The organism is Geobacter hydrogenophilus, from assembly GCF_018501225.1.
In the GTDB taxonomy this organism is placed as follows: Bacteria; Desulfobacterota; Desulfuromonadia; order Geobacterales; family Geobacteraceae; genus Geobacter; species Geobacter hydrogenophilus.
Genome location: NZ_JAHCZI010000002.1, coordinates 429,970 through 454,721 on the forward strand (window position 1 = coordinate 429,970; position 24,752 = coordinate 454,721).

The 24,752-nt window shown below is 54.9% G+C and carries 28 protein-coding genes; 3 read left to right on the forward strand and 25 right to left on the reverse strand.

Features of this window, described 5'->3' with window-relative positions:
- Positions 1-3: 3 nt before the first annotated feature.
- Positions 4-2,478 carry an AMP-binding protein gene (locus KI811_RS05600; protein WP_214185488.1) on the reverse strand — a complete coding sequence of 825 codons (2,475 nt, stop codon included), beginning with the start codon at positions 2,476-2,478 and terminating at the stop codon, positions 4-6.
- A gap of 237 nt (positions 2,479-2,715) precedes the next feature.
- On the opposite strand from KI811_RS05600, the gene KI811_RS05605 reads away from it, so the two are divergent.
- Entirely contained in the window at positions 2,716-2,859 is a 144-nt protein-coding gene (locus tag KI811_RS05605; RefSeq protein ID WP_214185489.1) for a hypothetical protein, read from the forward strand.
- A 74-nt stretch (positions 2,860-2,933) separates the two neighbouring features.
- Here KI811_RS05605 and KI811_RS18950 read toward each other — a convergent pair whose 3' ends face one another.
- The 5 genes from KI811_RS18950 to KI811_RS05630 all read right to left on the reverse strand — a co-directional run bounded on the left by KI811_RS18950 (position 2,934) and on the right by KI811_RS05630 (position 6,395).
- Positions 2,934-3,386, reverse strand: coding sequence for a DUF1653 domain-containing protein (locus KI811_RS18950; RefSeq protein WP_214185490.1), 453 nt, complete (start codon positions 3,384-3,386; stop codon positions 2,934-2,936).
- A gap of 70 nt (positions 3,387-3,456) precedes the next feature.
- Entirely contained in the window at positions 3,457-3,792 is a 336-nt protein-coding gene (locus tag KI811_RS05615; protein ID WP_214185491.1) for a TSCPD domain-containing protein, read from the reverse strand.
- A 97-nt stretch (positions 3,793-3,889) separates the two neighbouring features.
- Positions 3,890-5,125 carry a DNA polymerase IV gene (gene dinB, locus KI811_RS05620; protein ID WP_214185492.1) on the reverse strand — a complete coding sequence of 412 codons (1,236 nt, stop codon included), beginning with the start codon at positions 5,123-5,125 and terminating at the stop codon, positions 3,890-3,892.
- 4 nt (positions 5,126-5,129) lie between these two features.
- Positions 5,130-5,735: a transcriptional repressor LexA gene (gene lexA / locus KI811_RS05625; protein ID WP_214185493.1), complete on the reverse strand. Its 606-nt coding sequence runs from the start codon at positions 5,733-5,735 to the stop codon at positions 5,130-5,132.
- A 369-nt stretch (positions 5,736-6,104) separates the two neighbouring features.
- Positions 6,105-6,395 carry an HU family DNA-binding protein gene (locus tag KI811_RS05630; protein WP_004511457.1) on the reverse strand — a complete coding sequence of 97 codons (291 nt, stop codon included), beginning with the start codon at positions 6,393-6,395 and terminating at the stop codon, positions 6,105-6,107.
- Positions 6,396-6,817: 422 nt separating this feature from the next.
- Here KI811_RS05630 and KI811_RS05635 point away from each other — a divergent pair, with 422 nt between their 5' ends.
- Positions 6,818-7,177, forward strand: coding sequence for a response regulator (locus tag KI811_RS05635; protein ID WP_214185494.1), 360 nt, complete (start codon positions 6,818-6,820; stop codon positions 7,175-7,177).
- Positions 7,178-7,236: 59 nt separating this feature from the next.
- The gene (locus KI811_RS05640) at positions 7,237-8,100 is read left to right on the forward strand and encodes a chemotaxis protein CheX (protein WP_214185495.1); all 864 of its coding nucleotides are present in this window, start codon (positions 7,237-7,239) and stop codon (positions 8,098-8,100) included.
- A 77-nt stretch (positions 8,101-8,177) separates the two neighbouring features.
- Here the strand turns inward: KI811_RS05640 and glyA are convergent, their stop codons facing one another.
- The 19 genes from glyA to KI811_RS05735 all read right to left on the reverse strand — a co-directional run bounded on the left by glyA (position 8,178) and on the right by KI811_RS05735 (position 24,744).
- Positions 8,178-9,425, reverse strand: coding sequence for a serine hydroxymethyltransferase (gene glyA, locus KI811_RS05645; RefSeq protein ID WP_214185496.1), 1,248 nt, complete (start codon positions 9,423-9,425; stop codon positions 8,178-8,180).
- Positions 9,426-9,516: 91 nt separating this feature from the next.
- Entirely contained in the window at positions 9,517-9,963 is a 447-nt protein-coding gene (gene rpiB / locus KI811_RS05650) for a ribose 5-phosphate isomerase B (protein ID WP_214185497.1), read from the reverse strand.
- Between the two features lie 12 nt (positions 9,964-9,975).
- Complete coding sequence (fabF, locus tag KI811_RS05655; RefSeq protein WP_214185498.1) at positions 9,976-11,208, reverse strand: beta-ketoacyl-ACP synthase II; 1,233 nt, start codon at positions 11,206-11,208, stop codon at positions 9,976-9,978.
- A 92-nt stretch (positions 11,209-11,300) separates the two neighbouring features.
- Positions 11,301-11,534 carry an acyl carrier protein gene (acpP, locus tag KI811_RS05660; protein ID WP_004511463.1) on the reverse strand — a complete coding sequence of 78 codons (234 nt, stop codon included), beginning with the start codon at positions 11,532-11,534 and terminating at the stop codon, positions 11,301-11,303.
- Between the two features lie 98 nt (positions 11,535-11,632).
- Positions 11,633-12,373 (reverse strand): 3-oxoacyl-[acyl-carrier-protein] reductase, encoded by a 741-nt coding sequence (gene fabG, locus KI811_RS05665; protein ID WP_214185561.1) that lies wholly within the window; start codon positions 12,371-12,373, stop codon positions 11,633-11,635.
- A 7-nt stretch (positions 12,374-12,380) separates the two neighbouring features.
- Positions 12,381-13,307, reverse strand: coding sequence for an ACP S-malonyltransferase (gene fabD, locus KI811_RS05670; RefSeq protein WP_214185499.1), 927 nt, complete (start codon positions 13,305-13,307; stop codon positions 12,381-12,383).
- 23 nt (positions 13,308-13,330) lie between these two features.
- Complete coding sequence (locus tag KI811_RS05675; RefSeq protein WP_214185500.1) at positions 13,331-14,311, reverse strand: beta-ketoacyl-ACP synthase III; 981 nt, start codon at positions 14,309-14,311, stop codon at positions 13,331-13,333.
- Between the two features lie 12 nt (positions 14,312-14,323).
- Positions 14,324-15,361 (reverse strand): phosphate acyltransferase PlsX, encoded by a 1,038-nt coding sequence (gene plsX, locus KI811_RS05680; RefSeq protein WP_214185501.1) that lies wholly within the window; start codon positions 15,359-15,361, stop codon positions 14,324-14,326.
- A gap of 43 nt (positions 15,362-15,404) precedes the next feature.
- On the reverse strand, positions 15,405-15,587 hold the full coding sequence (rpmF, locus tag KI811_RS05685) for a 50S ribosomal protein L32 (protein ID WP_004511468.1): 183 nt from the start codon (positions 15,585-15,587) through the stop codon (positions 15,405-15,407).
- A gap of 13 nt (positions 15,588-15,600) precedes the next feature.
- Positions 15,601-16,140 carry a YceD family protein gene (locus KI811_RS05690; protein WP_214185502.1) on the reverse strand — a complete coding sequence of 180 codons (540 nt, stop codon included), beginning with the start codon at positions 16,138-16,140 and terminating at the stop codon, positions 15,601-15,603.
- Positions 16,141-16,312: 172 nt separating this feature from the next.
- A complete protein-coding gene (locus tag KI811_RS05695) occupies positions 16,313-16,924 on the reverse strand; it encodes an L-threonylcarbamoyladenylate synthase (RefSeq protein ID WP_214185503.1) in 612 nt (203 codons plus the stop codon).
- 5 nt (positions 16,925-16,929) lie between these two features.
- Positions 16,930-18,036 carry an aminopeptidase gene (locus KI811_RS05700; protein WP_214185504.1) on the reverse strand — a complete coding sequence of 369 codons (1,107 nt, stop codon included), beginning with the start codon at positions 18,034-18,036 and terminating at the stop codon, positions 16,930-16,932.
- A 15-nt stretch (positions 18,037-18,051) separates the two neighbouring features.
- A complete protein-coding gene (dut, locus tag KI811_RS05705) occupies positions 18,052-18,498 on the reverse strand; it encodes a dUTP diphosphatase (RefSeq protein WP_214185505.1) in 447 nt (148 codons plus the stop codon).
- A gap of 7 nt (positions 18,499-18,505) precedes the next feature.
- The gene (locus tag KI811_RS05710) at positions 18,506-19,762 is read right to left on the reverse strand and encodes a M16 family metallopeptidase (protein ID WP_214185506.1); all 1,257 of its coding nucleotides are present in this window, start codon (positions 19,760-19,762) and stop codon (positions 18,506-18,508) included.
- 54 nt (positions 19,763-19,816) lie between these two features.
- Positions 19,817-21,910: a polyribonucleotide nucleotidyltransferase gene (gene pnp, locus KI811_RS05715; RefSeq protein ID WP_214185507.1), complete on the reverse strand. Its 2,094-nt coding sequence runs from the start codon at positions 21,908-21,910 to the stop codon at positions 19,817-19,819.
- A 234-nt stretch (positions 21,911-22,144) separates the two neighbouring features.
- A complete protein-coding gene (gene rpsO, locus KI811_RS05720; RefSeq protein WP_004511475.1) occupies positions 22,145-22,411 on the reverse strand; it encodes a 30S ribosomal protein S15 in 267 nt (88 codons plus the stop codon).
- A 114-nt stretch (positions 22,412-22,525) separates the two neighbouring features.
- Entirely contained in the window at positions 22,526-23,440 is a 915-nt protein-coding gene (truB, locus tag KI811_RS05725; protein WP_214185508.1) for a tRNA pseudouridine(55) synthase TruB, read from the reverse strand.
- Positions 23,441-23,444: 4 nt separating this feature from the next.
- Positions 23,445-24,395, reverse strand: a complete 951-nt coding sequence (locus KI811_RS05730) for a DHH family phosphoesterase (RefSeq protein ID WP_214185509.1) — start codon at positions 24,393-24,395, stop codon at positions 23,445-23,447.
- Positions 24,388-24,744, reverse strand: a complete 357-nt coding sequence (locus KI811_RS05735; RefSeq protein WP_214185510.1) for a ribosome-binding factor A — start codon at positions 24,742-24,744, stop codon at positions 24,388-24,390. Before KI811_RS05735 ends, KI811_RS05730 begins: the two co-directional genes overlap by 8 nt.
- Between the last annotated feature and the right edge of the window lie 8 nt (positions 24,745-24,752).

Genomic DNA, 24,752 nt, shown 5'->3' on the forward strand with positions numbered 1-24,752 from the left:
TACCTACAGGTCCTCCACGGCGCGGCGCGCCCGGTCCACGATCTCTGTCGGCGATTCTCCCCGGAAGTGAATCGGTTTGCCGAACGTTACCGAGACCTCGCCTTTTTGAGGCCACGATGCGCCGCGGGGGAGAACCTTTTCAAGTCCCCTGATCCTGACCGGAACCACAGGCACCCCCAGTTCGCGGATCATGACGCCGAGTCCCTGCTGAAACGGCAGAAGCCTGCCGTCCCGAGAGCGTTCTCCCTCGGGAAAGAGAAGGATGTTCATGCCTTGGTCCGCCAAAGTCCCCATGAAGCGGAGCGCCCCCCGGAAGCCCCGTGACTGGGGAAGGGGAAAGACCGTGAAGGCCACGCTTGCATACTCGTACGTGAATCGCTTCCAGAGCCGCTGGGGAAGGTTTTTGAAGTTGCGGAAGAAGAACTCCTCCCAGGCGGCAGTGGCGGTGTTGTAGCGCCAGGTTTCGGGAAGGGCACACATGATGGCCGGCTGGTCCAGGTAGCTCAGGTGGTTGGAGACGAACATGATCGGCCCTTTTGCCGCCATGAGGTTCTCGATGCCGTCCGGCTTGAGGGTTACGAAGGCCCGAAGGAGCGGGCCGTGGAGCACGGTATCAAGCAGGCGTCGCACCGCAAGGGCAGCTCCCCCCATGGCCCAGATCCGAAAATGTTCGCGGATATGCACCTTCTCCCGACGGTTGACGATCTCCCTGAGGTCGGCCACGCGGGTCTGGGGGCCAATGACCGAATCCTCCAGGTCGAGCCTGAATTCCATCTCCAGAGCATTCACGAGTTCGAGGCGTGCGATGGAGGTGAGCCCCAGGTCGTTAACGAGAAGGGCCCCCTCTGTGACCTGCTCCAGGGGAGAACCGGTAATGGTCGCCACAAGGGCCGTAAGGCGGTCGGTCCCCCGGCCGTCTCCCGCAGTCCCCCCACCCTGTTCAATTCGCTCCTTCACCTGAAACTTGCGGATTTTCAGGGTAGTGGTCTTGGGGAACTCCGCTTCGGGCCAGACGGAAAAGGAGGTAACCCGGTGGAGTTCGTCAAACTTGGCGTTCACCTCATTGATGATCTCTTCCGTCGGCCGCCCTGAGCCGTCCAGAATAAGGACGCCGTGAACCTCTTCCCCCTTTCCCCGGTCAAGACCAATGACACACCCTTCCCGCACTCCTTGGGTCCGGTTGAGGATCGCCTCGATCTCATCGGGGTAGACATTGACCCCGGCCCCGGTGACGATGAGCTCTTTGCTCCTCCCCTTGATGCGGAGCCAGCCGTCCGGGTCCAGTTCCCCCAGATCCCCGGTCCGGAACCAGCCATTGACGAAGGCCCCCCGCGTGGCTTCCTCGTTACGGAAGTAGCCGGGAAAGATGTTATCGCCCCTGGCGAGAATTTCTCCCTCTTCGAGCCGCAACTCCACGCCGTCAAGGGGGGTGCCCACCGAGCCCATCACCTGGCTTTCCACGGTGTTGGCGGTCAGGACCGGCGCACACTCGGTGAGGCCATATCCCTCGACGACCCTGAAGCCGAGGCCGTTCCAGAAGCGGAACACCTCCGGGTCAAGGGGGGCGCCTCCCGAGACGAACAGGGCAAAGTTGCGGCCGAACTTCCGCTGGATGGGACGAAACAGAATCGAACGGCCCCCGTGGGACATCCGCTCTCCCGCTTTCAGGAGCCACCTGAAGATGGAGCCAAGGCCCTTGGCCTCCAGTTCCCGCTCGATGGAGCCCTTGAGAAGCTGAAGCAGCCGCGGCACGGCGATGATGGCGTAAATATCCTCGTCCCCCAAGGCCTCCATGATCGCCGATGGTTTGAGGGTACGTATGTAGACGATGGCGGCTCCCTGGTAGAGGGGAGTGAAGAAGCCTCCCATCTGCTCGAACATGTGAGAAAGGGGAAGAAGTGACAGGAACGAGAAATCAGTGGTAACGATGGAAATATGCCGGTTCACCTGAAGGAGATTGGCAATCAGGTTCCGATGGGTAAGAATCACCCCCTTGGGGTTGCCGGTGGTGCCGGAGGTGTAGATCAGTTCGGCCATGTCGTCGGGGGCCGGCCGGTGGATGGTGGCTAGGGGCTCCACCGCTTCCAGGAGAAAACCGAGATCCTCCAGTAATACCGACTGCCTCCCCGTGAGCCGGTCAAGCTTGTCCCTGCTCTGGATGACGAGCTTTGCCTCCGTGAGGCCGGCAATGGTCTCGGCCCGCTCGGCACCCGACATGAAATCGACCGGTACGGCAACTGCCCCTCGCGTTACGATTCCCCAGAAGGCCACCGCCCACCAGGGGGAGTTGGGTCCCCAGAGAACCACCCGGTCCCCCTCCCCTACTCCCTGGTCAGCCAGCCAACGGTTCATCCGGAGCGAGAGGTCGTGCAGCTCAAGGTAAGTAAAAACGTAGCGCCTTACCCCAGTGCGATAGACGAAAGCTGGCGCATTCCCGCGTTGGGGAAAAGCTGCAAATATATCAGAAAGGATTTCCATTGGGATTCCGACCAGACATGAGATTCCGCCTCGGCGCGCCTTCTGAAAGCGCGTGCCGGCAAACGGTCGAAAACAAGTATAAGGTCGGCATGGGGTTCATGCAACCCACATGGATGACATACGATGGCTCGTTTATGATATGGAAACTTGATCTTGAGGATCAATTCCGATAGTGTGAAAAAAAAGGGATACGACGGAGTCACAAAACAACCAGAGCGTAGCGAACCGGAGGCGCCGATGGGACGATATATCAGGGAAACCAGGACGCCGAAGGAAAAACTCCAGGACACTATCAACACCGCCATAGCCTTCGTGTTGATGATCATCGCGGCAGCACTCGTCGTCCTTCTCGTATTCCTATTCTACGAAAACATGAAATAAGCCGGCATATCAGTCAAACTCGTTATGAATCCTGCTCATACCATGGGCATTCCCCTCCTCTCCCCAGCGGAAAACTAGCGCGCCCCAGACGAATTCAAGTGTTTTCCCGAAGACGGCACCCATAGCAATATGGCCCCAAACAGACACTCCGCAATGCACCTGCCACAGAGATCGCACCGCCCGCCTTCTCCCACGACAGCAATCTTCCCCCACTCGCCTGATTCCAGGCTGATGAGCCGGTCCCTGCATGCCGAAACGCAACGACCACACCCCTTGCAGCAGTTCGCGTCAATCTTTATCGAGACAGCTGTTTCGTCGTGCCGCTCGAATCTTGACACACGACTGCCATCAACAGTGACGGTTTCCACAAACATCGCCAGAGGACGAACCCAGAGAGAGCTGTCGCCATACAGGCACTGGTAAACCACCAGTTCCTCCTCGGTTTCACTGTGGCGAGCCACGCCAATCACCCTATAGAAATCCCCCTTGTAGTGCCGGTACAATCCCGGGGCAAGCTTTTCATTCATAGATCTTCCCTTTCGCGCCGCCACGCCATATTTATCAATACATACTTACCTGGCATCCAAACACGATACGCTAGCAGCTGTCTTCTTTTTGCTCCGTGACCGCCTCAAGCGCCCTGGCGACTGCGTCCATGCAGGTTCCCGGCCCGCGATGGCACGATATGCCCCGGAGGTGCGACACCACCTCTTCCGTAGCCATGCCAGCACTGAGCCCACACGATATCATCCGCGTCATGCCATCCATGACAGCACTGCCACAGCCGCCCGCCTTGCCGAAACGGCAGAATATCTCCACCGGCAGGCCGCTCGAAGGGTCGCAGTTCACCGTGACATAAAGTTTGCCGCAGTTGGTATCAAGGGCAATGGTTTGGCCCGGCAGGGCCTGGGGTCGTTGCGATCGAGCATTCATAGAGGGCACCTTTCCTTACGCGGTGCATGCCAATCTACCATGGTGGTGCGACACCATATGTCGCTCTTTCTTTCCAAACGGACGTCCCGACAGGGCCTCACTTCACATCCACGTTTCTGATCCCCTCAGGCCGCCAGGCCGGAGAAATGACGAAGGAGCCTTTCTCCTCATTGTCCAGGAGGCTTCCGAAGGTAACAGAGAAATCTCCATAGCGGTCATTCACGGCATCCATGGCCCCCGTTGCCAACATCCTGCACCTCTCATGGTGAAAAAGCGGCAACTGCTCCCTCTGATGGCAAAGGTTCGTGATCCTCACCCCCAGAAGCCGCACCGGCTGCTCCAGGACAAGGGTATCAAGGATCCGCACAGCCTCACGGTAAATTTCCCTGCTGTCATTGGTGGACAGCGGCAGCGTCTGTTGCCGGCCGAACGTGGTGAAGTCCGCGTATCGGACTGTCAGGTGGACAGTCTTCCCCGCAACGCCGTAACGACGTGCCCGCCGCCCCACCATTTCGGAAAGCTGGAGGAGATACCTGAGGATATCGTGCCGGCCGGAGATGTCTCGGTCCAAGGTCGTGCTGTGGCCGACGCTCTTCACCTCTTCGGCCTCCTCATCGGGAACCACCGGGGAATCGTCCCTCCCCTGCCCCATCATCACCAGCCGTTCGCCGATAACCCCAAAGCGGCGCCGGAGGATTTCCACGGGAAAGCGCCCGAGGTCACCGCAGGTTCGGATGCCCAGAAGAGCCAGCTGGCGCTGTGTCTTCCGCCCGATCCCACAGAGAGCCTCAATGGGAACAGTTTCCAAGACTCGGGCGGTTTCTTCCGGCCTGATGACCGTGAGCCCATCGGGCTTCTGCATTTCCGAAGCAAGTTTGGCGAGGAGCTTGTTGGACGCAATCCCGATGGAACAGGTGAGCCCAAAACCATGTCTGATCCGGGCCTTGATCAGGTGGGCAATCCGTTCCGGAGAACCGAAAAGCCTAAGGGAGCCGGTCACATCAAGAAATGCCTCGTCGATGGAAAACGTCTCGACGAGGGGGGTGTAGTCGAGGAAAATCTTTTTGATCTGAACGGAAATCCGGGTGTATGCGGCATTGTTGCCAACCACGAGGATGATTGAGGGACAGGCGCGCCTCGCCTCCCAGGTGGTCATACCCGTCTTGACGCCAAAGGCCCGGGCTTCGTAGGAGGCAGTGGTCACTACCGTGCGGCCCCTGCCGATGACCGCGATGGGCTTTTCGCGCAGTTCGGGGTTCGCCTCCTGCTCCACCGATGCGAAGAACGCATTCTGGTCCACATGGAGGATGGTTCGTTCATGTACAGATTCCATGGTGTCAGTCCAGAGGACGGTAGATTCCAACCACCTTGCCGACGATGGCCACCTCCCCCTCCCCGTTGCGGACAATAATCGGCTCCATACCAGGGTTTTCGGGCTGGAGACGGATATGATCCTCACATCGATAGAAGCGCTTGAGGGTTGCCTCTCCATCGACCATTGCCACCACGATGTCCCGATTTTCGGCCGTGGCTTGGGGCCGGACAAGGGCCAGGTCGCCGTCCATAACGGCGGCGTTGATCATGGAATCCCCCCGCACCCGGAGAAAAAAGGTTCCCCCTTTGACCAGAGAACAGTCAATCGCCAAGCGGTCTTCGATATCCTCAATGGCCGGTTGCGGCAGCCCGGCACGGACTACTCCCGCAACGGGAATCGATGCAGTCTGGGCAGTTCTCCCGGCAAGGATGATCCCCCGGGAACTGCCGCTCTGCCGCCGGAGGTACCCCCTCTGCTCCAGGGCATCCAGATGCTTCATGACACCGAGCGTGCCGCTCACCTTCAGATGCCCAGCAATTTCTCTGAGGGTCGGAGGGTAGCCGTTCCGGTCAACAAAACCAGCAATGTAATCGAGCACTTCCCGCTGACGGGAGGTTATCGGCTGCATAACGTTCTCCAACTACCGGGATATTGGTTATCATTTGAAAACCTATCATTCCAAAAGATGCCTGTCAAGCGACAGTTATCCACCTCACTCAACCTTATCGCCCGGCCCATCCTACAGATGAATGCACTCGACACTCCGCACAAGCAAAAATAACTATTGACACGCAATTTCAATACGTTAACAACACTGCCTATTCATTGTGCAAGCCGAAAAAGTGCCGAATGATACTTGGGAAATCTGAGGCATATCCACAACAATAGGAGACTTATCCACACCTACCGTGGAAAGCTCATTTTGGGGAGACTACAACGAAAAAAGCCCCTCATGTCGAACACGAGAGGCTTTCCTGTTACTCTTGAAAAAAGTGGATTACTTCTTTTTCTTGGCGCCGGCCACGGCGTCCTTGAGGGCCTTGCCGGGGCGGAACTTGGGAACCTTGGCGGCAGCAATCTTGATCTCTTTGCCGGTCTGGGGGTTGCGGCCGGTACGGGCCTTGCGGGTAGCGACCTCAAAGCTGCCGAAGCCAACCAATGTCACCTTGTCACCTTTTTTGAGAGCTGCAGTAACTGCTTCGATCACCCCGTTCACCGCCTTGTCAGCGGCAGCCTTGGTGAGTTCTGCGGATTTTGCTACGGCGTCCACGAGTTCTGCTTTGGTCATATAACCCTCCTGTTTATGGGATTCTGTGGCTACTATAGCGGCAACTATCCATTTTGCAAGGGTTTTTATAGCGGCCAAAGTTCAAGATTCTTTATCAGCTCAGGATTCGACCGGGCCAACAGGCTTAACAACTTGAAATAACTACATATTTACATTTGCGAAGAAAAATTGTATCCACATTTACGTGAACCGAAGAAAGCACTGCTGACCATGCTGTCCCCTTTACCACCGGGAACTTCCCCGTTTTGGCTATCATAGTAAGGCCTACACAGCGGCACCATATTCTATCTATTTTACGGCCGGTTACAGATGAGGAATAAAACTGGACAATTTTTTTCTAAATAAAATCCGCAACCTGCCGATATGAAACAGTGAACGGGCAAACAAACGCGTAGCCGCGGACGTATAGGAAGGAGGAGTACATGAAAAAGGTGCTGATTGTAGATGACAGTATCTCAGTGGCCCGACAACTGGAGAAGATACTCGCAGACAGCGGCGAGTTCCAAGTTGTTGGACACGGCAAAAACGGCATGGAAGCCATCCGGATGCACCAGACCGAACACCCCGATATCATCTGCATGGATATGAACATGCCAGGAATGGACGGACTGACTGCCCTCCGCACCCTCGTGGCCCTCGACAAAAACGTGAAAGTGGTCATGATTACCTCACTTGGAGGCGTCGGCGACAAATTCACCGAAGCTCTGCGCCTCGGAGCCCGCACGGTTATCTCAAAGCCATTTGAAGCGGAAAATATCCTGAAAATCCTCCGCGAGATTTAGACACACGCCGCCCACGGCCATCGTATAGCACTACTCTTGTTCTCAGGGAGGACATTGATATGGCAGTCAAGTTTTTCGGACAGTTTCTCGTTGAAAAAGGGGTGGTCTCGAGGGAAATCCTCTTGCAGGCCATAGAGCTTCAGGAATCGGTGAATCTCAGCTTCGGAGCCACCTCCCTTGCCATGGGCATTCTCACAGAGGCAGACATCGAGAGAGTCCACAACGCGCAACGGATCGAAGACCTTCGCTTCGGGGATATGGCGGTAAAACTGGGGCTTCTGACCAGTGAGCAGATGATGCAGGTTCTGGCGCGACAGAAAAATACCCACCTCTACATCGGAGAGGCTCTCGTTAAAGTAGGTGGCCTACAGGCTGATGAATTGCCGAAATACCTGGACGAATTCAAGGCAGACCAGGCCCAGTACACAACCGATACCGTGGTCATACCGTCCGGCATCACAGACTCGCAGGTTTGGGAAATAGTGGTCGACCTCTCCTACAAGATGCTTACGCGCGTAGCACTCCTCGTTTTCCGCCCCGAGCCCTGTTTTATGTCGGACCGGGTACCTGCAATGGATGTCTACGCCGCCATGAATTTCAGTGGTGATATTTCGGGTCGTTATGTCATGGGCGTTACTGCTGCCACCCAGAACAAAATTGCCAAAGCGATCCTCAAGGAACCGAATGTCGACAACGAACCGAAGGAAATTCTCGACGACACGGTAATGGAATTCGTGAACGTGGCTTTGGGGAACATCGCCGCCAAGGCGGCTCAGAGCGGCAAGTCCATGGAAATAGCCCCACCCGAGATCATAGAAGCCCCCGATGGCATTCCGGTGCCTGAAGGCCACAAGGCCCTCTGTTTCCCGATCTGCCTGTCCGATGGAGACAGAATTGAGCTGGCGGTCTTCATACAACAGTAAGATTCACGACAGTCCAAACACAAAGAGGGGGAATGCCACGTGGCATTCCCCCTCTTTGTGTAATGGTATGGTGAACGTTACTTCAGGCGACTGGCATAGAGCGGAAAACGGCCCATGAGGGCGTTCACTTTCCCCTTTACCTCTACGAGCTTTGCCTCGTTCCCCACATTTGCCAAGGCCTCGGCGATGAAAGCGGCAACTTCCACCATCTCTGCCTCTTTGAGTCCATGACTTGTGGCAGCAGGAGTACCGATCCGGAAGCCGGAGGTAACAAAGGGAGAGCGTGTCTCAAAGGGGACGGTGTTCTTGTTGACCGTGATGCCCGCTTTGTCGAGGGCCTCCTCGGCCACCTTACCGGTCAACTCGGTGCCCGTCAGGTTAACCAACATCAGGTGGTTGTCGGTTCCTCCGGAGACAAGTCGGAAGCCGCGCTTCATGAGTTCGTCAGCAAGGGTCCGTGCATTCTTGACAATCTGCTCCTGATACAACTTGAATTCAGGTGCAAGAGCCTCTTTGAAGGCAACTGCCTTGGCCGCGATGACATGCATGAGAGGGCCGCCCTGAATACCGGGGAAAATGTTGGAATTGAGGGTCTTGGCAAATTCCTCGCGGCAGAGGATCATCCCGCCGCGGGGTCCACGCAGGGTTTTGTGGGTTGTCGTGGTGACAAACTCGGCATAGGGAACCGGGCTTGGGTGAAGGCCGGCAGCAACGAGCCCCGCAATATGGGCCATGTCCACCATGACCAACGCCCCCACTTTGTCGGCGATGGTCCTGAAGGCGGCAAAATCCAGAACACGTGGATAGGCGCTGGCCCCCACGACGATCAGCTTCGGCTTATGCTCCAGAGCGAGACGCTCGACTTCACTGAAGTCGATGGTCTCGGTCTCCTGGGAAACCCCATAGGGAACCACGTTGAAGAACCGGCCCGAGAAGTTCACCGGGCTGCCGTGGGTAAGGTGACCACCGTGGGAGAGATTCATGCCGAGAATGGTGTCGCCCGGCTTCAGCACCGAGAAATAAACCGCCATATTGGCTTGGGAGCCAGAGTGGGGCTGGACGTTCGCATGGTCGGCACCAAACAGTTCTTTCGCCCGCTCAATTGCAAGGTTCTCCACCACATCCACATGGTGGCAACCGCCATAGTAACGCTTGCCAGGGTACCCTTCAGCATATTTATTGGTCAGAACCGACCCCTGGGCCTCCATCACTGCTTCGGAGACAAAGTTTTCGGACGCAATGAGCTCCAGATTGTACTCCTGGCGCTCGGTTTCATGACGGATGGCCTCGGCAACTGCCGGGTCAAAGGTTTCGAGGATCGACATAGTTGACTCCTTTCACAATTACAAAAAGGAAAACGGGACCATTGACAGTCCCGTAGTGCGTATCTTCCACAAGTCGGCCGGTTCGGCCGGACTACTTCATCAGTTCCTTTTCAAGGGCGGCTATCTTATCGAGCCTTCCCTGATGACGCCCCCCTTCAAAAGTGGCATCGAGCCAGACACAAACCATTTCACGGGCCGTCGCCTCGTCGAGGACCCTCCCTCCAAGAACCAGTATATTGGCGTTATTGTGTTCCTTCGCCATACGAGCCATGAAGGGGTCCGTTGCCAAGGCAGCCCTTACATTGGGGAACTTGTTGGCAACGATCGACATCCCGATGCCGGTTCCGCAGAAAAGAATACCTTTTTCCGCTTCGCCTGCTGAAATCTTGCGGGCAACCTTGATGCCGAAGTCTGGATAATCAACCGAATTGCCGTTATCAGTTCCACAATCCTCAACAGTAATGCCCCGTTCAGTCAGGAGAAGCTTAATTGCACTCTTTAGTTCAAGGCCCCCATGATCGCTTCCGACGAGTATCACCGCGTCACCTCGCTATATCTTCTTGAAGAGAAGCGTGGCATTGGTGCCGCCGAAACCGAAGTTGTTGCTCATGGCGTAGGTGATCTTTGCATCCCTGGCAGTGTTGGGGACATAATCGAGATCGCACTCCGGATCCTGCTCCTGGTAGTTGATGGTCGGAGGAACAACACCCTTGTCCATCGCCATGAGACTGAATACCGCCTCGACACCGCCTGCTGCCCCGAGAAGGTGACCAGTCATCGATTTGGTGGAAGAGACCATGAGTTTCTTTGCGTGGTCTCCAAAGACCTTTTTGATGGCAAGCGTCTCATAGTAATCATTGAAAGGAGTTGAAGTACCATGAGCATTGATGTAGTCAACCTGATCCGCATTGATGCCGGCGTTGTTGAGGGCCATCTTGATGCAGCGAGCGGCCCCCTCTCCTTCCGGGGCAGGCGCTGTCAGGTGATAGGCATCGCCCGAGAGGCCATAACCGACTACCTCGGCATAAATCTTCGCCCCGCGCTTCTTGGCAGCCTCATACTCTTCAAGGATCACGATTCCGGCGCCTTCGGCGAGGACGAATCCGTCACGGTTTTTCTCGAAGGGGCGGGATGCCCCTTTCGGGTCGTCATTACGGGTAGAGAGGGCCTTCATCACGGCAAAACCACCTATTCCGAGAGGTGTCACCGTCGACTCGGTACCGCCGGCAATCATGGCGTCCGCATCTCCCCGCTTGATCATGTGATAGGCATCACCGATTGAGTGGGTTCCGGTAGCGCAGGCTGAGACTGACGAAAGGTTTGGTCCCTTTGCCCCGTACTTGATGGAAATATGACCCGGAGCCAGGTTGATAATGAGCATCGGAATAAAGAAAGGAGAGATCTTCTTGTAGCCCCCTTCCAGCATTGCCGCATGATATTTCTCAATGGTCGGCAGTCCGCCGAGACCGGCTCCGACAATCACCCCGACGCGTTCAGCGTTCTCATCGGTAATCTGAAGCCCCGAATCCTCCATGGCAAACTGGGCAGCCGCAAGGGCATACTGAATAAAGAGGTCCATTTTCTTGACCTCTTTTTTTTCAATGAAATCCTCAGGAGTGAAATCCTTAACTTCGCCGGCAATCTTTACGGGAAGCTCCGAGGCGTCGAAACGGGTAATCAGATCGATTCCCGACCGTCCCGCGACGAGTGCATCCCAGTTCTTGCCGTTGCCGGTCCCCAGGGGGGAAATGGCTCCGACTCCCGTCACAACAACTCTTCTCATAATGGCGTGCTCCCGATGTTCTGGAATCGTGCAGAGATAGCGGCAGTGCCGCTCTGTGTGAAAAGGGGGAAGGTTCCCCTTCCCCCTCGTGTTTAGGTATGCTCGGTGATGTAGTCGATGGCGTCCTGTACGCTTTGGATCTTCTCAGCGTCTTCGTCGGAGATCTCGATGTCGAACTCCTCCTCGAGGGCCATAACCAGTTCCACGGTATCAAGAGAATCGGCACCCAGATCGTCCATGAACGATGCCTCATTCGTTACCTGTGCCTCATCGACGCCAAGCTGCTCGGCAACGATCTCTTTAACCCTTTTGTCTATCGCTGACATTCTTTTTCACCTCCGTTTGGTATTAACCCTGTTCAGGTTTTCGGTTAGTTTTTCTAGCTACATATCATGAATCAATCAGATTGCAAAAGATAATTTTTTCACATGTACATGCCGCCATTTACTGAAAGGACATGCCCTGTTATGTAGTCCCCCATTGACGAGACAAGGAAAAAAACAGCATTTGCAACATCGTCCGACGTGCCGAGACGCTCAAGAGGAATTTGTTGTAAAAGCCCCTCACGCACCTTGTCGGAAAGAACCGACGTCATATCCGTCTCAATGAATCCGGGTGTTACGGCATTGACCGTAATTCCCCGCTTGGCAAGCTCACGGGCTGCCGATTTCGTAAGCCCGATCATACCTGCCTTGCTTGCGCAATAGTTGATCTGGCCTGCATTACCCATCTCGCCAACAACGGAACTGATATTGACAATACGGCCGCTACGAGCCTTGGTCATGAGCTTTGCCGCCTCGCGGATGCAGTTGAAGGCTCCCTTGAGGTTCACATCGATAACCGCATCCCAATCGGCGTCCTTCATCCTGAGGAGAAGGCCGTCCTTCGTGATACCCGCGTTGTTCACAAGAATGTCGACTTTCCCAAAGGCACCGACTGCCGATACGAACATGGCTTCCACTGCAGACGAGTCGGCAACATCTACGGCCAAAGGCAGAGCTTTTTGCCCGAGCGCTTCAATCTCAACCGCAGTTTTCCGGGCGCTTTCCAGCGTCGTGGCAGTCACCACCAAGCTGGCCCCCTCCCTGGCGAGTTTGAGGGCAATGGCCCTGCCGATTCCCCTTGAGGCTCCCGTTACGATTGCAACCTTACCTTCAAGACTCATGGTTCCTCTACTCCCCGATGGCCTTAATTCCTGCTGCGTCTTCAACATTCTTCGTGGTCACTCCTTTGTCAACCCTCTTGACCAGACCCGACAGAACCTTGCCCGGACCAACCTCCACGAACTCCGTAACACCAAGAGCCACCATTTCGCGTACCGATGCATCCCAGAGAACCGGAGCACTCACCTGACGCACAAGGAGCTCTTTCACCCGTGCCTTGTCGTCATTGGGCTTGGCTTCCACGTTCGTCACCACGGGCGCACTGAAAGCACCAACAGTAATTGCGGCAAGGACGCCGGCAAGCCTTTCACCGGCAGGCACCATGAGGCTCGAATGGAAGGGAGCACTTACCGGAAGGAGCATCGCTTTGCGGAACCCCTTGGCCTTGGCAATCTCTATGGCCCGATTGACGGCACCCGTGTGACCTGCGATGACAATCTGTCCGGGAGAATTGAAGTTGGCAGGGGAAACCTCTTCACCTTGGGCAGCCTCAGCGCAGATAGCAGCAAGGACGTCGGGTTCGATACTCAACATGGCTGCCATGGCTCCAACGCCGACAGGCACGGCTTCCTGCATGAAGGTCCCGCGAGCACGAACCGTCCTAACCGCGTCTGCGAACTGAAGGGCACCGGCAGCCACCAATGCGGAATACTCTCCAAGAGAGTGACCGGCAAAATACTGTGCACTCAAGCCGGTCTCCTCTTGAAGAACCCGCAGGGCAGCCACACTAACGGTGAGGATAGAGGGCTGCGTGTTGGCGGTGAGCTTCAATTGGTCTTCAGGACCGTCAAAACAGAGGCGAGACAAGTTGTCCCCAAGGGCGTCATCAGCCTCCTCGAATGTCTTCCGGGCTATTGCGAAGTTATCCGCAAGATCCTTTCCCATGCCGGGATATTGCGAACCCTGGCCGGGGAATATGAATGCTCGTTTACTCATAGCAGTTCCTTTTGGGAGAGAGATTACCAGCGCAGCAGAACAGAGGCCCACGTGAGGCCACCGCCGAAGGCATCAAAGAGGACAATATCCCCCTCGTTTATCCGCCCACCACGGTTGGCCTCATCAAGCGCAAGCGGGATTGAAGCAGCAGAGGTGTTTCCATATCGATCAAGATTAACGTAGACTTTATCATTGCTTAATCCAAGACGCTTGCCGATGGCATCGATGATTCTACGATTAGCCTGGTGGGGTATGAAAATACTGATATCCGAGGGAGTGAGACCATTCTTTTCCAGTGCTTGAAGGGCAGCGTCTTCCATGGCCCGCACTGCAAGTTTGAACACCTCATTCCCCTGCATTCGGAGAAAGTTCTTCCTCTCATCGAGGGTCTTTTGAACGGCGGGGTTTCGATTGCCGCAACCGGGCTGATAAAGGAGTTCCCAATAGGAACCGTCGCTATGCAGATGAGTTGAAAGAACTCCCTGTTCACTTTCGCATGATTCAACCACTACGGCCCCGGAACCGTCACCGAAAAGAAGGCAGGTATTTCTGTCGGTCCAGTCAATGACTCGGCTCAGAACCTCGGCGCCGATAACGAGAGCCTTACTTGCCCCCCCAGACCGAATGGCGTTGTCCGCCAACGAGAGTCCATAGAGAAAACCCGAACAGGCAGCGGAAACATCGAAGGCCGCGGCCTTTTTCGCTCCTATATTGCTCTGAACTATGCATGCGGTAGATGGAAAGGGAAAATCAGGGGTGACAGTCGCAACAATGAGGAGATCAATATCTTCAGCAGTGACACCAGCCATCTCGAGAGCCCGCTCAGCCGCCCGGGTTGCGAAAGTCGAAGTATATTCGCCTTCGGCAGCGATGCGCCGCTCCCTGATGCCGGTCCTGGTGGTAATCCAGTCATCGGTGGTATCGACCATTTTTTCCAGGTCGAAATTAGTGCGTATCATCTCGGGCACGGCCGAACCTGTGCCGATAATTCTCGCTCTGGCCATTACCATGCCCCCTCAGCCGGCAACCGACTCCCGGACGTTGCCCTGCTGCATATACATGGTGAACTCAGTCTCCAGCTTCTCCGCGAGCCGCTGATTCACTCCCTTTCTGACGTAGTCATTGGCAAACACAATGGCGTTTTTTATTGCCTTGACGTTTGAGCCACCATGACAAATCATGGCAACCCCATTTATCCCCAGAAGAGGTGCGCCACCATATTCAGCGTAGTCTACCTTTTTCTTGAAATTTGAAAATGCCTTGCGGGAAAACAGATAGCCAAGCTTGGAAAGGAAACTCTGCTTGATTTCGTCTTTGAGCATCTTCCCCACGGCTTCAGCAAGCCCTTCCGATAGTTTCAGAACGACGTTGCCAACGAATCCGTCGCAAACAACTACGTCAACAACTCCATTAAATATGTCACGGCCTTCCACATAACCAATGTAATCGAAGGAAATGTTTTTCAGAATGGAATTGGTTTCACGGGTGAGTTCATTCCCCTTGCTATCCTCTTCGCCATTTGAAAGGAGCCCGACGCGGGGCTGCTCAACACCCATGACATGACGAGCGTACACTTCCCCCATTATGGCGAACTGAACAAGGTGTATCGGCTTGCAGTCAACATTACCGCCGACATCCAGAACAAGGGTCTTGCCACGCAACGTAGGAAATATTTGGGCTATAGCGGGCCGGTCTATCCCCTTGAGCCGCTTAAGGACAAACATGCCGGCAGCCATTGTAGCACCGGAATTGCCGGCACTCACAACAGCATCGGCAGCACCGTTCTTGAGAAGCTCAAAAGCAACACGGACTGACGAATCTTTCTTGCGGCGAACGGCATCAGAGGCAGCATCATGCATGCCTACCACTTCGCTGGCATGGTGAAGTAGTATATCTAGGCCCTGGACGTTGTGCTTGCCCAATTCCTGACGTAACCGCTCCGTGTCACCGACAAGGGTGATGGGAATGCCAAATTCCCGAGCGGCAACGACAGCCCCCTCAACCTCAACCGAAGGAGCGTTGTCGCCCCCCATTGCATCAACCGCTACTCTCATGATACCCCTGGACAGTGATGAGTCAGGTTCAGACAAGGAGCTATTAAATCTCTTCGCTCTTGATGACTTCTTTGCCCTTGTAGGTACCGCAAGAGGAGCATGCGCGGTGGGGGAGCTTCGGCGCTTTGCACTGGGGGCAGACCGAAGCGGCCGGCGGAGTAAGGAAATCGTGTGCCCTTCTCATGTTTTTGCGGGATTTCGACGTTTTCTTCTTAGGTACTGCCATGATATTTCTCCTTTTACTTTTCTACCTTAAAATTCTTGAGTGCACTAAACTTGAGATTGAACGTAGTACGCTCGCAACCACAATCACCTTCATTAAGGTCAGCGCCACACGTGACGCAGAGTCCTTTACACCCCTCGCCACAGAGGGGCTTGAGCGGCAACTCCATGATGACCTGCTCAGCTATCTCCGGAGCGAAATCGATCTCGTCGCCTTCATAAAATACCGAAACGAGGTCCTCTTCAGCGAGCTCTATTTCATCCTCGTCAGAATCAATCCGATTGCCTTCGGAGTAGAACATTGTAAAAGCTGAGGAAATCTCCGCATCATACGGCACGAGACACCGGGAGCAGATAAAACGGATCTTAACCGTTACACTCCCCTTGACCCGAATGTGCCCGTATTCTTTTGAAACCGCCAGCTCCACCATGAGTGGAGAGAGGAATTCGCTCTCGCCCGTTGCCTGAAGTTCCGCCAGTGACGGAAATGCTTCGCAAGGCTCCTGAAAGGAGAGAATCTTTGGCTGGTCAGTTATGTCATCTACTCTGATTTTCATTAGCAATCAACCTATTACTAGAAGCCCATCAGTATAGAGAACTGCTGCGCGTTGTCAAGCGAAATGAGCCATAAAGAAAACCGCCCTTTCAGGCGGCTGTCGATTTCTCATACCCTATTATTGCTGTATTTGCAAGCAATTTGGCTCAACTATTCCCGGTAGGCTCTCCAAATTATCCCTCACACCAACTCACATCGCCTACACCTTGACGAAGCACCTGCGGATAGTCACCGATGAGGCTTACCACGGAACTGACGTCGGCGGACAGTATTCCTCCATCGACGACAACATCGAGCTGTTTGCCCATGTTGAGATTGACAAGGTAAGGATCACCGATGGGCTCTTCACCGGAAAGGTTGGCGCTTGTTGTAATAATCGGATGGCCGAGTTCTTTTACCAGTGAGAGACAGATCCGATTGTCCGGGATCCTGATTCCAACGGTTTTCTGTTTGGTCACAAGAAGGTCGGGAACAATGCTGGTGGCATCAAGGACAAAAGTATAAGGGCCGGGAAGATGACGCTTGAGCATCTTATACGCATAATTGCTGACCTTGGCGTAGCGGGCCACCTCGGACAGGTCGGAACAGATAAAGGAAAATGGCTTCTTCTTCTCGCGTTGTTTAAGGAGGTAGATTCGCTCGATCCCCTTTTTGCTGAAAATACTGCAACCGATACCATAGGTCGTGTCGGTCGGATAGGCGATGATGCCTCCATCCTTGAGGATTTCGACCACCTGTGCAACGAGCCTCGGTTGAGGATTCTGGGGATTAATATCAAGGAGCATGGGAGCTACTCTCGCGCCGGATTGAGGGAGACGAGGTCTTTGTGCACAAAGAGGCCATCCTTCTGGATAAGGAGATTGTCAAACCAAATTTCCCCGTCACCCTTGAGGAGCTTCACCATGTCCCAGTGGACAGCCGAGCGGTTGCCATTGTCGCACTCATCATAACATTGCCCCGGAGTAAAATGTATGGAGCCAAAGATTTTTTCATCGAAAAGAATATTCCTCATTGGCACCCGGATGTTCGGATTGACACCAATGGCAAATTCACCGATAAAACGTGCGCCCTCATCGGTATCGAGGATATGGTTAAGCTCATCGTCCATGCCAGGCGCCGAGGCCTTCACAATCCGCCCCTTCGCAAATTCGAGACGGACGCCGTTGAATTCCTTACCTTGGTAGATAGTCGGGCAGTTGTAGGTGATGTGCCCTTCAACAGAATCCCGGACAGGTGCGGTAAAAACTTCTCCGTCGGGAATATTGAAACGGCCGTCGCACTTTATGCCGTCAAGCCCCTTAATGCTGAACGAGAGATCCGTGTCAGACGCTTTGATCCGTACCGTGTCGGCCTTGTCCATGAGGCGCTTCAACTTCTCCTGCTTGCGCGATTCAGCCTCCCAATCGATGCAGCAGGCGGCGAAAAGATATTCTTCATACTCTTCGAGACTCATCTTCGCTTCCTGGGCAGCCCCATGCGTAGGATAACGGGTAATTACCCAGCGGGTGTTCTTCACCCGCCAGTCAACGATGGGACGGGTCACCTTGGACCAGGCAATCATGTTCTTCTGGTTAGCCTGTGCCATAACCATGGAATTAGGGGAGCCGGAGATGGAAATAAAGACATTGACCTGCTTCATGAAATCCAGCTTGTGCTGGGGAAAGAAGGAGAGCTGCGACTTAGTCGCAGTGTTGTAGAAATGGCGGTCTATCTCGGGGATCTGAAAAGAATACTCAACGTACTTTGCCCCCCGGGCCAGGCAGAGGGAATAAAGCTCCTTCACCAGGGGAAGGCAATCGGTGCCGCTGGCACTGATGAGGACCACGTCTCCCTTTTTTACCCGGGTCGAGTAGGTAACGAGCACTTCGGCAAGTTGGCGGACGCGCGGATCGAACATTGGACTCAGTTCCTTTCATCGGCCGGTATGGCCAAATCCCCCCTCGCCCCGCGCTGTCTCGTCGAGTTCATCCACCTCAACCAGTTCAGCACGGGCAAAGGGGGCAAAAACCATCTGGGCAATACGCTCCCCCCGCCTCACAACAAACGGTTCGCTGCCGTGATTGATCAGGATCACCCCTATTTCGCCACGGTAATCCGGATCAATGGTGCCGGGCGAATTCACGAGGGCGATGCCATGCTTGAGAGCGAGACCGCTCCGGGGCCTTACCTGGGCCTCGAATCCGTCGGGGAGTGCAATGGCAAGTCCCGTCGGTACCAACTTCCGCTCCCCCGGATTCAGGACAAGGTCGTCCCCGAGATCGGCGCAGAGATCCATGCCTGCTGCGTGGACTGTCATGTAGCAGGGGAGATTCTGGTCCCCCCCACGCACCCGTCGAACCTTGACTACGCAGCGTTCCATCAGTCACCTATAGTACGAGATGTGAGAGATCCGGAATCTGTCCTGATATCTTCCCCGTGAGAGCAAGGGTGACATAATCGCCCGAGAAGAAATCGTTGGCCAGTTCAGCAATGCCGTCTGCTGTAGCACTGTCAAAGCCTCCGGTCAACTCGGCAAGGGAAAGGTAACGGCCAAAATATATTTCATTCTTGGCAAGCTTGGTCATCCGGTTGTCTGAACTCTCAAGCGACAGAAGAATGTTTCCCTTGAGCTGTTCCCGGGCCGCCTCAAGCTCAGTGGCGGGAACGGGTTCAAACTTCAGCCGTCTTAGCTCGGAACAGGTTATCTCAAGAACATCACTGAGCTTTTCAGGGCTCGTTCCGGCATAGACCACGAGCGACCCCGCATCGGTGTGTGAAACAACATAGGAATAGACCGTGTAAGCAAGGCCGAGATGCTCTCGAATCTCCTGAAAAAGGCGTGAGCTCATGCTGCCACCGAGAATGGTGTTCATGAGATATGCTTCAAACCGCCGGGGATGATTATGGGGCAGAGACTTGGTCCCAAGGCAGATATGAAGTTGCTCCAAATCCTTTTCGACCATCTCCAGCTTCTGGTCGTAAACGGGGAGATGGCAGCAGTTACGTCCGGTCCCCTCTGGGACACTGTCAAAAGAGCCGCTTATGAGTTTCAGAAGCTCATCGTGGCGCACGTTGCCCGCCACCGCCACAATGATGTCCTCGGAACGGTACATCGCATCCCGGTGTGCAACGATGGCATCACGGGAAAGATTGCTGACGCTCTCGGCACTTCCAAGAATCGACATGCCGAGGGGGTGCCCTCTCCAGAAGCTACGATGAAAGAGGTCGTGAACATAGTCGTCTGGAGAATCCTCCAGCATGCTGATTTCCTGGAGGACCACCTTGCGTTCCGTCTCAATTTCTTCCGGGTCAAAAGTCGAATTGAGGAAGATGTCGGTAAGGAGATCTACTGCTTGTGGAAGATTTTTATCGAGGACCTTGGCGTAGTAGCAGACGTACTCACGGCTTGTGAATGCATTGAGCACTCCCCCTACAGAATCAATCTCGCGGGCAATGTCAAGCGCACTACGGCGCACAGTCCCCTTGAAGAGGAGATGCTCGATGAAATGGGCGACGCCATTGTGCTCCCGCCGTTCATGACGGGAGCCATTGGCGACCCATATCCCGATGGATACCGAGTGGGCGTGGGGCATATACTCGGATATGACCCGCACGCCATTATCGAGGATTGTTTTGCTGACCATGAATAAAACTATACCGCGGACCGGTGAGTTTACCAGCAGGATTCCCGCCGGACACTACTCGGGCAACACTGCACCCAGAGCTTCTTTGCGGGACAGCTTTATCTTTCCTTGCTTGTCAATGCCAATGCATTTTACGAGCACCTTGTCACCTTCCTTGAGGATGTCGGTGACATTCTTCACCCGCTCGGTATCGAGCTCAGAGATATGGACGAGGCCGTCGGTACCCGGGAAGATTTCGACAAAAGCGCCAAAGTCCATAACTTTGCGGACCGTACCCATGTAAAGTTTGCCCTCTTCGGCTTCCGCCGTGAGGTCACGGATCATCTTGATCGCCTTGTCGCAGGCCTCTTTGTTGGTGCTGGCAATATTGATTTTACCGGTATCCTCGATATCGATGGAAACGCCGGTAGCCTCGGTGATCCCCCTGACGTTCTTGCCCCCGGCGCCGATAACGTCACGGATCTTGTCGGTCTTGACCCAGATAGTCGTGATACGCGGGGCATAGGGGGACAGGTCGGTACGCGGAGCACCCAGGGCCTCGGCCATTTTACCGAGGATATGGAGCCGCCCTTCTTTTGCCTGCTCAAGGGCTTTGCCCATGATCTCACGGGTCACGCCGGTAATCTTGATGTCCATCTGGATTGCGGTCACCCCCGTCGAGGTGCCGGCAACCTTGAAGTCCATGTCGCCAAGGTGGTCTTCATCACCAAGGATGTCGGAAAGGATGGCGATGTCGTCCCCTTCCTTGATGAGCCCCATGGCAATGCCTGCCACCGGAGCGGAAATGGGAACGCCGGCATCCATCATGGAGAGGGCGCCACCGCAGACCGAAGCCATGGAGGAGGAACCGTTGCTTTCCAGAATGTCCGACACGATGCGGATGGTGTACGGGAAATCGTCGTGCTTGGGCAGAACCCGCTCCAGGGCACGCTCAGCCAGGTAGCCGTGGCCAATCTCCCGACGGCCCGGCGCAAGACGGAAGCTCGTCTCCCCCACAGAGAACGGAGGGAAGTTATAGTGGAGCATGAACTTCTTTCTGCTCTCCCCGTAGAGTGAGTCGATCCGCTGCTCGTCGCTGGAAGTACCGAGAGTGGCGGCAACAAGGGCCTGGGTTTCTCCACGGGTGAAAAGAGCTGAACCGTGGACGCGAGGGAGAATACCGACCTCGGAAGTGATGGGCCTGATCGTTTTGGTGTCGCGGCCATCAATCCGTTCGCCATCCTTGAGGATATGCTCACGCACCAGTTCATACTCGAAACCATCGAGGAACCCTTTGATTTCGGCGCTGCGTCCTGGGAATTCGGCCTCAAGGGCAGCCAGCGTTTCATCGGCAATGGCTCCGATGCGATTGTGGCGCTCCTGCTTTGAGCGGATCCTGACGGCATCTTTCATCTGGGCATACGCAAGTTCTTTAACCTTTGAACTGAGAGCTTCATCTACGACAGGCGGAGCGATTTCCCGCTTGGGAACACCGGCCAGCTTGCGCAGTTCGATCTGGGCGTCGATGATCGGCTGCACGGAGGCATGACCGAAAAAGATCGCCTCCAGGAGGTCGGTTTCCGAAATCTCCGCGGCACCGCCTTCCACCATGATCACTGCATCACGGCTCGCAGCAACGACTACTTCCAGATCGCTCGCTGCCAGTTGCTCGGCAGTGGGGTTGCAGATGAACTTTCCGTCAACCCGACCGACCTTTACGCCGGCAATGGGACCGAAAAAGGGAATATCGGACACTTCAAGGGCAGCAGAAGCGCCGATCATGGCAAGGATGCCGGGATCGTTGTCCTGATCTGCGGAAACAACCGTTGCCATGATCTGGGTATCGTTGAGGAAGTTTTCAGGGAAAAGAGGACGAATCGGCCGATCGATGAAGCGGCAGGTAAGGGTCTCGTTTTCCGTCGGGCGCCCTTCCCGCTTGAAGAAGCCGCCGGGAATCTTGCCGCCGGCATAGGCCTTTTCCTGGTAGTTGACCGTCAGGGGGAAGAAGTCCTGTCCCTCCTTGGCGGATTTGAGCGCCACGGCGGTGACGAGCACCATGGTCTCACCGCAACTTACCATTACCGCACCGCTCGCCTGCTTGGCCATTTTGCCGGTAGCTATGGTTATCGTTCTCCCGCCAAAATCTACATTCACCTTCTGTTCATTCATAGTTGTGGCCTCCTTAGCCTATTCGTGGTGCGTTGGGGCCGTCGATAGAAAAACCAAGCATCCTTGGTTGCTCGATCCACGCCCCCAACACCCTGACAAAATAAATGGGCCGCTAAGCCCATGTACTTACTGATAAAAGTCCATCTCCACAGGAGTCATCCGCCCCTCAACCCCTATGGAGATACTAGAAAAAGGAAAGGCAATATACCCCTCGACGGAGTATACTGCCTCTTCTTATCGACGTATACCGAGTTTCTCGATGATTGCCCGATACCTCTCGACATCCTTCTTCTTGAGGTAGTCGAGGAGTCTCCTTCTCTGGCCGACGATCTTCAGAAGACCGCGCCGGCTGTGGTGGTCCTTTTTGTGAACCTTGAAGTGCTCCGTCAGATAGATGATCCGCTCGGTGAGAATCGCGATCTGAACCTCCGGAGACCCCGTATCGCTGTCGTGACGCTTGAACGATGTAATGATCTCTTGCTTCTTGTCCGTTACCAGCACTCCCGTACACCCCCTTTCATCTTCATGTGTTCCGATCTTTGATCGTTTGTGATGTGCTTCAAAAAAACTCAAGGGACACTAATACCACAACGAACCGCCCCTGTAAAGCCAAACCTAGTTAAAAACCCTTATAAGCCTTAGGCTTTTGTTCCCGTCACCCGATTCAGCCTGACCGATTTCAGCCACAGCGAGAAGCTTGCCATTCTGAACGAGACGCACCTTCTTACCTTCATTTTGCGACGCTGAAAATTCTTCGCATCTGCCATGGCAACGGGGAGGGACTCCGCAGTAAACCTTGCGAACTTCCTCGTCTGAGAGCTCGATCTGCGGAAAATGACCAAGCACCTCGTTGGGAGCCAGCAGAAGCGAATCAACAGTGCCTTCTTCCTTGAGGCTTGCCAGTTCGTCAAGGGTCACGGCGCGGGAAAGGTCAAACGGGCCGCTCCGCGTTCTGCGCAACGCAGAAAGATGGGCGCCACAACCGAGGCGCTCCCCCATGTCGTGTGCCAGAGTTCTTACGTAGGTGCCCCGGGAGCAGGAAACCGTAAACTCAATTCGCGGCAGATCCATATGATCGATTATGAGGGAATGGATCTCGATATCCCGGGGTTCTCGCGCTACCTCATGCCCTTTTCGCGCTAGCCGGTAGAGGGGAACTCCCCCTTGCTTGACCGCAGAGTACATGGGAGGGATCTGTTTGCACTTTCCGATGTACGCATCAAAAACCTCCCTGACCGCCTCAACTGACAATCGGGTCCAGTCCCCTTCTTTCTCGACCCTGCCGGTACAGTCCTGGGTATCGGTGGCAGCACCGAGCACCATGGTTGCACGGTACTCTTTCACAGCCTCGTCAAGAAACGGTATCGCCTTGGTTCCCTCCCCCACCGCAACCGGTAAAACTCCGGTGGCAAAGGGATCGAGGGTTCCCGTATGGCCCGCCTTCTTCTGGCCGAGAATCCGTCTGACGCGCGCAATGATGTCGTGGGAAGTCAAGCCGGCCGGCTTGTCGATAACAATGAAACCGTCCATCAGATCAGAGAGTACTCTCCAGGTGGGAGAACAACTTTGCCTTTATCTCTTCAAGGGAACCATTCATCGTAGCGCCTGCGGCATTGTGATGCCCGCCGCCGCCAAAGGCTGCCGCGATACGGGACACGTCGATCTTCCCCTTGGAACGAAACCCGACTTTGAAAAGGCCGGGATTGATCTCGCGGAAAAAGACCGAAACCTCCACCCCGCGGATGGAGCGGGGATAATTGACAAAGCCGTCGGTCAGTTCAGCGGAAGCCCCCGTCTTGTTGTACATGTCGAGAGTAACGGTGATAGAGGCGTAATCGCCGCGCGGAGAGATTGTCAGGGTAGAGAGGGCAAGGGCAAGAAGCTCAAGTCGTTCGCGGGGTTGACTCTCATAGAGTTTCTCGGCAATGCTCCACGTGTTGATCCCCGTGGAAACCAACTCTCCCGCAATGGCAAAAGCCTCGGGATTCGCGTTGGAATAGCGAAAGGAACCGGTATCGGTAATGATGGCAGTATAGAGACAGAGAGCCGTTTCATAGCCTACGACGTCCCCTGCCCCACTGATGATGCGATGGACGAGAATACCCGTTGCCGCCGCTTTGGGGTCGATATAGTTTATGGAACCAAAATTATCAGATGTTAAATGATGGTCGATGTTTATGAATTTCTTGATCCGCTTGCACTCAGCAATCTGTTTGCCGGCCCGGCGGAATTCGCCCACATCGAGGACAAAACAGACATCGTATTCACGATCAGGAAGGGTCTGTGTCACCTCTTCCGCCAGCGGTAAAAAAGCGTAGAGATCGGGGACAGGATCACAGAAATGGATTGTCACATCCTTGCCCAAGCGCCGGAGATATCCGGCAAGGGCCAGCGACGATCCGACGGCATCGCCGTCGGGGTTCTCATGGGTAGTGACCAGGAAGCTTCCGTTAGCGCGGATCTCCTCGATGATACCCTCAATCATTGTCACCTTCCTCGCCGCCGATTTCCTTGAGAAGCTGGTCAATGCGGTTTCCGTACTCAAGCGACTCATCATACTTGAAGATGAGTTCCGGTGCGAACCGAAGCCGGAGCTCCTTGCTGACTTCCCTGCGGATGAAGCCTAATGAACTGTTCAGCCCGTGCAAGGTTGACTTCTTCGCTTCGTCGCTCCCCATAACCGTATAGTAGATAGTCGCATGGCGGATATCGTCAGAAACCTTGACGCCCGTTATGGTCACGAACCCGATGCGTGGATCTTTGAGCCCCTTGACAAGGAGCCCGGACACCAATTCGTGAATAGCTTCTGCAACTTTATCGGATCGCTTGTACATGGAATCCC